Annotated in this window: 2 protein-coding genes; both read left to right on the top strand. The window is 59.9% G+C overall.

Going from position 1 to position 2,631, the window contains the following annotated elements; translation table 11 throughout:
• The coding region (locus AC1D15_RS26120; protein WP_477828280.1) for an RHS repeat domain-containing protein at positions 1-1,893 on the top strand (1,893 nt) is incomplete at its 5' end.
• A gap of 28 nt (positions 1,894-1,921) precedes the next feature.
• Positions 1,922-2,386: a hypothetical protein gene (locus AC1D15_RS26115; RefSeq protein ID WP_477828279.1), complete on the top strand. Its 465-nt coding sequence runs from the start codon at positions 1,922-1,924 to the stop codon at positions 2,384-2,386.
• The last annotated feature ends 245 nt before the right edge of the window (positions 2,387-2,631 follow it).

Here is a 2,631-nt window from a genome sequence, read left to right as displayed (position 1 = left end):
AGCGACCGGCTGACCTCGGCGGTGTACACGCAAACCGGCCAGCCGACGGAGACCGTGACGCTGGCCTACAGCCAGACCGGTGCAGGTTTCAGCTACGGCGCGGGCAAGCTGACGAGCAGCGGCTACCCGGGCGGCTCGGCGCAGTACGGCTACGACGACCAGGGCGAGGTGGTCAGCGACGTGCAGCGCGTCAATGCAAGCACCGGCAGCAACACCACGCAGCTGACGCACACGGTGGGCTACGGCTACACGCTGGGCAACCTGAGCGGCATCAGCTACCCGTCGAGCCGGCAGCTGGGCCTGACCTGGGTGGATGGCGAGGTCGCCGAGATCACGCTGGGCGGCACGCCGTTGATCCCGCAGATCGAGTGGACGCCGTTCGCCGGCACGGTCAAGCGCTGGGGCTGGGCGATGGCGAGCGGCACGAAGTCGAACGAGCGCTACTTCGACCTCGCGGGCCGGGCGATCCGGTACCCGCTGGGCGAGGCGCTGCGGGATGTGCGCTACGACGAGGCGAGCCGCATCGTGAGCTTCACGCACCTGAGTGCGGACGGCACGGCGCAGCCGGCGTTGGATCAGCAGTTCGGGTGGGATGAGAACAGCCGGCTCACCAGCATCACGACGAACGCGGCGAACTGGGGCATCAGCTACGACCCGAACGGCAACCGCACCGGCCTGAGCCTGAACGGCAGCCCGAGCACGTACAGCGTGGAGGCGACGAGCAACCGGACCACGAGCATCACGAACCCGGCGCGCAGCCTCGTGTTCGACAGTGCCGGCAACACGCTCAGCGACAGCGCGGCCGATGGCTCAGGCTACACGGCGAGGTACAACCTGCGCGGCCAGCTCGCGACGATCACCAAGGGCGGGGTGACGACGAGCTACACGTACAACGCTGCCGGACAGCGGGTGCGCAAGGTGAGCAGCACGGGGCCGCAGAGCACGGTGGTCTTCGTGTACGACCAGGCGGGCCACCTGCTGGGCGAGTACGACCAGAACGGAGCCCCATTGAGGGAATACGTGTGGCTGCGCGACACGCCGATGGCGATGTTCCCGCCGGATCCGGCSAACCCCTCAGGCGAGCCGCTGGTGTACTTCATCCACACCGATCACCTGAACACGCCGCGGGTGGTGGTGGACCGCCAGAACCGGGTGCGCTGGCGCTGGCTGGCGGAGCCCTTCGGGACGAGCGCGCCGGAGACCAACCCGAGCGGGCTGGGGGTCTTCGTGCAGAACCTGAGGTTCCCGGGGCAGTATGCGGATCAGGAGAGCGGGCTGTTCTACAACTACTTCCGGTACTACAACTCGGCGGGTGGGGGCTACACGCAGAGTGATCCGATCGGGTTGGCTGCTCGGAGTCTGACGACTTATGGGTATGTGGGGGGGAATCCATTGGCGCTTGTTGACCCGCGCGGCCTTCAAGCAGGCAGCATGGGGTTCCCAAATATTGAAGGGGAATTCAGACGCTATCAAGATGCCCTGATTAATGCGTACGCTGAAGTTGCGATCTTTGCGGCAACTGACGGGCTGATTGGGCTAGGGGTCGAGGCGCTGAATGCATTGCGTCTAGCAAAGGCAGCTGACCTTGCGCGCGACGCGGAAGGACTGAGAAGTATGAGGAAGTTCGCTACGTATGCRGGTGGACACGAGGCAGGTGAGGTTGTTGTTGGTACGTCAAGTAAGGCTCGCAGGATGTGCGCCGAAGATATGGTTGCTGAGCAACTTAGTCAAAATGCTTCAATGACAAAAGCATACGGATGGAGACGTAATCCGGAGACAGGCCTACTTGAGTGGACAGAAATCCCGGTATGTTACTCGTGCCAAGCGAAATATAGGCCATCCCAATTTCCTTCGGATGTAAAGGCTGAGCCAGGTGGGCCTTGGGGATGGTAGTTTGGGGATGCTATTCACGGAGATGGACATGAATGATGCTATCAAGAGGCGGATTTCGTCGGTGAGGTGGAGTGAATTTCCGCAGCCTTCATGGAACAAGTCAGGGAGTATTGAGTGTGCTCTCAATGATTTGGTTGATGGTCTTTCATCTGCATATGATGATTTAATGGGTTCTATTTGCAACAATCACGCTGGAACATATTATCCTGTGCTTCTGGGGGTGATTCCATTCCTTGCCGATGTGATAGTTTGTGGTGGCGAAAATTCGCAACGACTGGCCCTTTGTTTTGTTGATGATTTGTTTGCCTCCTTTCATCCGGAGGCGGGCTATGAAAAGATTTCTCTCGATGATAAGGGTATGCAAGACGTTGAGGTGGTGTTTTGCCGGTGGATTGGAGATCTAAGGCCTGAACTGGAGCGAATTTCAAGAGGTGGCGAGAGAAACTCTGTGCTGGCTGACAGCATTCTGGAGGTTATGAATTCAAGGAATTAGTCGGCCTTGCAAGATTCAAGGAACCCGCATGATTGCTGACGTTCCGGGGTAAGGGAGGGTACCGGATCCTCCAGGAAGCGTTGTCTGCGCAATTGATTTATTGGGGGATTTGACGAATGAGCACACCGGACTTATTCCGCGCCCGGCCGGACGAGATGGTCGRCGCGATTTGGAGGGATATCGCATCCAGATGACATCGATGTGCTCGTCGCGACGGCGAACTGCCACGACGCACTGTGTCTGAT

The organism is Rhizobacter sp. P2_H2, assembly GCF_056403375.1.
The sequence above is the reverse complement of the archived record's forward strand: the minus strand, read 5'-3'. Positions and strand labels throughout refer to the sequence as shown.

What these genes read in the sequence shown, in the direction of transcription:
- AC1D15_RS26115 (WP_477828279.1), top strand. Translation starts at nt 1,922, where the DNA reads ATGAATGATGCTATCAAGAGGCGGATTTCGTCGGTGAGGTGGAGTGAA.